3 protein-coding genes and 1 pseudogene are annotated in these 5,008 nt (G+C 46.3%); 1 reads left to right on the forward strand and 3 read right to left on the reverse strand.

Annotated features, from left to right (window positions below; all coding sequences use genetic code 11):
• Nucleotides 1-130: 130 nt before the first annotated feature.
• Nucleotides 131-895 carry an exodeoxyribonuclease III gene (locus ACEW8S_RS09205; protein ID WP_373517860.1) on the reverse strand — a complete coding sequence of 255 codons (765 nt, stop codon included), beginning with the start codon at nucleotides 893-895 and terminating at the stop codon, nucleotides 131-133.
• A gap of 86 nt (nucleotides 896-981) precedes the next feature.
• Between ACEW8S_RS09205 and ACEW8S_RS09210 the strand changes: the two genes are divergently transcribed.
• A complete protein-coding gene (locus ACEW8S_RS09210) occupies nucleotides 982-3,060 on the forward strand; it encodes a TonB-dependent receptor family protein (protein WP_373517861.1) in 2,079 nt (692 codons plus the stop codon).
• Here the strand turns inward: ACEW8S_RS09210 and ACEW8S_RS09215 are convergent.
• Nucleotides 3,055-4,605, reverse strand: coding sequence for a glycine--tRNA ligase (locus tag ACEW8S_RS09215; protein ID WP_373517862.1), 1,551 nt, complete (start codon nucleotides 4,603-4,605; stop codon nucleotides 3,055-3,057). The two genes, ACEW8S_RS09210 and ACEW8S_RS09215, sit on opposite strands and share 6 nt — an antisense overlap.
• A 219-nt stretch (nucleotides 4,606-4,824) precedes the next feature.
• Nucleotides 4,825-5,008: pseudogene (locus tag ACEW8S_RS09220) on the reverse strand (hypothetical protein); the annotation flags it as partial.

Consider the following 5,008-nt stretch of genomic DNA (forward strand, 5'->3'; position numbering starts at 1 on the left):
ATTGCCCCAGGTCATGGTGCCGAGGCAAATTTTACTGACTTCGATATCGGTATGGGGCAGGGTGGTGTAGATCATGGGGTTTTGATAAGTCGTTGTTATTTGAAGCGCCCAAATTTACGAATTATATTCATCAAGCCTCCACTTCCAACAAAATCGGGCAATGATCACTGTGTTTGGCATCGGATAGGATTACCGAACGTTTTAACCGGTCTTTTAAAGGCTCTGCGACCATACCATAATCCAACCGCCAGCCCTTGTTATTGTTTCGGGCATTGGCACGATAGCTCCACCACGTATAATTGTCCGGTTCAGCATTGAACTGTCGGAAACTATCGATAAAGCCGCTATCGATAAAATTACCGATCCATTCGCGCTCGACGGGAAGGAAGCCGGAGACATTCTTCAACCCTACCGGGTTATGGATATCGATAGCTTCATGGCAAATATTATAATCGCCCAGCACTATTAAGTTGGGATGGGTTTTCCGCAATCCATCGATATAGGCCTGAAAATCGGCCATATAGGTCAGTTTATGTTCCAACCGGGCCAGATTGGTACCAGAAGGTAAATACAGGCTCATTACGGATAGGTCGTCAAAATCGGCGCGCAGGTTGCGTCCCTCGAAATCCATATAACCGATGCCTGTCCCGATTTCTACATGGTCCGGTTTTGTTTTCGATAGGATGGCCACCCCGCTATAGCCCTTTTTCTGGGCACTGAACCAATAATGATAGGGGTAACCGGCCTCCTCAAAAAGCGTGAGTACGAGTTGGTCTTTCATGGCCTTGATTTCCTGAAGGCAGACCACATCGGGATCAACGGCCTGCAGCCAGTTTAAAAACCCCTTATTCAAAGCGGCGCGGATGCCGTTTACGTTATACGATACTATTTTCATAAATCAGTCGAATTGATTGCGAAAATAAACATTGTGGGATAAGAAGCCATTTAAGTTTGCTATTTTTGAGGTTCCAAAATTTGTACATGAAGCGCAATTTTACTTTTCCGATTTACTTTATTTCCATTTGTTTTGCATTTGCCCAAAATCCGATAGAGAACGATAGTATTACCCAGCTTGACGAAGTTATTCTATTGGATGCCCTAAAAGTAAAAAACGCAACGGGTATCGTTCCTTCTGACATCATTGCGGCAAAGATATTCCAGAATTATAGTCCCGTTGAACTTACCTCGGCCATGAACCAGATTCCTGGCGTATATGTATTGTCGGGCGCACTGAATACGAATAGGATAACCGTTCGCGGCATCGGTGCACGTACCCTTTTCGGAACCGATAAGCTCCGTCTCTATTACAACGATATTCCGGTAACCGATGGCTCGGGCTTTTCGACCATCGAGGCTTTCGACCTTGAAAACCTAAGTCAGATGGAAGTCATCAAAGGGCCTAAAGGCACGGCTTTTGGAGCGAATTTAGGAGGCGCCATTATCTTGAACCCCAAAGAAGCCCTTGGAAAATCTACGAACCTTTCGAACAACTTTACGGTTGGTTCATTTGGATTGTTAAAGGATAATCTTTCGTTCAACCACTACGATGGAAAGCTCCGACTGGGATTGCAATACGGCCATTTGGAAACGGACGGTTACCGCGACAACAGCCAATTTGAAAGGGATGGTTTACTACTGAACACATCCTACCAAATCAATGAAAAGAATAAAATGGCCTTGCTGGTGAACCATATCGATTACACGGCGAATATTGCCAGTTCGATAGGCGCAACGGCATTTGCCGAGAACCCGAAACAGGCGGCCGCGAATTGGGGCGGGGTTGAGGGTTTTGAGACCAACAATTATACCTTGGTCGGCATCAACTATGCGCATTCGTTCAATGACCGTCTTAAAAACAGCACCAGTATCTTTTACTCCTACCTCGATCATTTTGAACGCCGCCCCTCGCCCCTAGGTTTTTTGGACGAAATCACCAACGGCTATGGATTTCGGACTCGGTTTACCGGAAATTTCGGTTTCTTAAATCAAAGCGCTGAATACAACCTGGGCGCGGAGCTCTATAAAGATGAATACAATTGGTCACTCTTCCGAACACTCGAACAACCCATCAACGGAAGCATTCAGGGAGACCGATTTGCCGACAACAAGGAATTCCGAACCCAGCTCAACAGCTTCGGAACACTACTGTTGCCTTTTACGGATGCATTTTCGGCACAACTGGGGCTAGCCATCAACAAAACAAAATACGATTTCCGCGACCGTTTCAATATTGGAACGGATAACACCACTGCCAATCGTGATTTCGACCTCATCGCTCTTCCCAGTCTCGATCTAGAATATCGATTTTCGAAGGCCGCCCGTCTGTTTGCCAATGTCAGCCGTGGTTTCTCGAACCCCACCGTAGAGCAGACCTTGACACCCGAAGGGGCTATCAACCCCGATATTGCCCAAGAAACAGGCACGAACTACGAACTGGGCACGGAATTGTACCTTAATGACCGCAAATTTCACCTCAACATGGCCGTTTATCAAATGGACGTTCGCAATCTACTAGTCGCCGAACGAGTGGCTGAGGACCAATTTATCGGTAAAAACGCCGGCAAGACCCGTCATCGTGGCATCGAAATCGCTATGGATTACACGTGGACAATCAGTCCAAAGCTGCAAATAGCCCCTTTTCTAAGCTTTACCCTTAATGACCACCAATTCGTAGAGTTTATTGATGAAGGCGAAGATTTCTCCGGAAACCCCTTGACCGGTGTTCCCAAACAACTGCGTACCGCAGGGATTCAGTCCCGATTTCTCAATGGTTTCTACTGGAATATCGCGCACCGGCACATTTCCGAAATACCCTTAACAGATGCCAACACCCTACAAAGCGAAGCCTTTGTCGTTTTCACGACGCGAATGGGCTATCGCAAACCTCTATCGGAAAAATTCACCATTGGAATCGATTTTGGCATCAATAATATTCTCGATGAAAAGTACGCGGAGTCAGTGCTGATCAACGCCGGCAGTTTCGGCGGCGAACCCCGCTACTATTATCCCGGAAATCCTCGGAATTTTTATGGGAGTTTGCGGTTGGGGTGGCAGTTATGAAACGTCCATCCGCTTCAACCACCCCTTCATGTCGACTTCCTCATGAATAATCCTTTTTAAGGCATCGATTGCCACGCGCTGCTGTTCCATTGAATCACGATGCCGTATCGTCACGGTCTTGTCTTCCAGTGTTTGATGATCGACAGTGATACAGAATGGCGTACCCGCTGCATCTTGTCTGCGATACCGACGGCCTACGGCATCTTTTTCGTCATATTCGACATTGAAGTCCCATTTTAGGTCTTCGATGATTTCTTGGGCGATTTCGGGGAGGCCGTCCTTTTTGACGAGAGGGAAGACGGCGGCTTTTGTCGGAGCCAATACTGCCGGCAGTTTCAGCACGGTTCTCGTACTACCGTTTTCGAGTTCCTCTTCTTGAAGGGAATTGGAGAAAACGGCCAGAAACATCCTATCAAGTCCGATCGAGGTCTCTACCACATAAGGCACATAGCTTTCGCGGGTTTCGTGATCGAAATATTGCAATTTTTTACCCGAGTGTTTTTCATGGCTGGCCAAATCGAAATCGGTTCGGGAGTGTATCCCTTCCAACTCCTTGAATCCAAAGGGAAAACGGAATTCAATATCGGAAGCGGCATCGGCGTAGTGCGCCAATTTTTCATGATCGTGAAAACGGTAGTTCTCTTCGCCCAAGCCTAAGGACAGATGCCATTTCATTCGGGTTTTCTTCCAGTTTTCGTACCATTCCTGTTGCGAGCCGGGCTTGATAAAATATTGCATTTCCATCTGCTCGAATTCCCGCATACGGAAGATAAACTGCCGGGCAACGATTTCATTACGGAAGGCTTTTCCCGTTTGGGCGATGCCGAAGGGAATCTTCATTCGTCCCGTTTTCTGTACGTTCAGAAAGTTGACGAAAATACCTTGGGCGGTTTCGGGGCGCAGGTATAAGTCCATCGCACTTTCTGCGGTGGCACCCAGTTTCGTACCGAACATAAGGTTGAACTGCTTTACTTCTGTCCAGTTTTTAGTACCTGACATTGGGCAAGCGATATCAAGTTCCTCGATCAATTGCTTTACATCTGCGAGATCTTCGTTCGCCAAAGATTTCCCAAGCCTTTTTAATATGGCAGTAGCCTGTTCTTGATAATCAACCACGCGCTGGTTGGTGGCAAGAAATTCTGCTGCATCGAAGGTATCGCCGAAGCGTTTGGCGGCTTTGGCCACTTCCTTTTCGATTTTGGCCTCGATTTTGGCGACATGGTCTTCGACGAGCACATCGGCACGATAGCGTTTTTTGGAGTCTTTGTTGTCTATCAAAGGATCGTTGAAGGCATCGACGTGTCCGGACGCTTTCCACGTGGTGGGATGCATAAAAATGGCCGCATCGATACCCACGATATTGTCATTTAGCTGTATCATGGCCTTCCACCAATACTCCCGAATGTTCTTTTTGAGTTCGGCACCGTTCTGCGCGTAATCGTAGACCGCACTCAATCCATCATATATTTCACTGGACTGGAATACGTATCCGTATTCTTTCGCATGGGAAATTACCCGCTTAAAATCGTCATCTTGTTTTGCCATGTGGCAAAAATAGAATTTTAGATACGGTCTTGGAAACTTATTTTGAACTTGATTAAAATTGGTTAGCTACTATCCGCTTCGTACCAGCAAATTTTAAACAAGCCTCCATAAAAAAGAGAAGATCGCTTATGCGAGACACTAGTAAATCGAAATTTAGTACCCATACAATGTTCACGGGGAAGAAATACCCTCAGACAACTTAAAATTAGGGTAGAAAACTTATTTCAATTCAAATTCGGTAGTGGAAAGTAGTTTTTGGTCCTCAAAGACATTGAGCCTGTAGTTGCCCTCTTCCAAAGAACCTTGGGGAATCGTTATAAAATCGCAGACAGTGGTATCCTCCCCTGAAAAACGAAGCTCTACCCGTTTACTATAAACATTGCCGTTTACCGTTATCGTATTG

It is taken from the genome of Pricia sp. (assembly GCF_041745955.1).
Lineage (GTDB): Bacteria > Bacteroidota > Bacteroidia > Flavobacteriales > Flavobacteriaceae > Pricia.

Coding starts and splice junctions, on each gene's coding strand:
- ACEW8S_RS09210 (WP_373517861.1), top strand. CDS start 982: ATGAAGCGCAATTTTACTTTTCCGATTTACTTTATTTCCATTTGTTTT.
- ACEW8S_RS09205 (WP_373517860.1), bottom strand. CDS start 895: ATGAAAATAGTATCGTATAACGTAAACGGCATCCGCGCCGCTTTGAAT.
- ACEW8S_RS09215 (WP_373517862.1), bottom strand. CDS start 4,605: ATGGCAAAACAAGATGACGATTTTAAGCGGGTAATTTCCCATGCGAAA.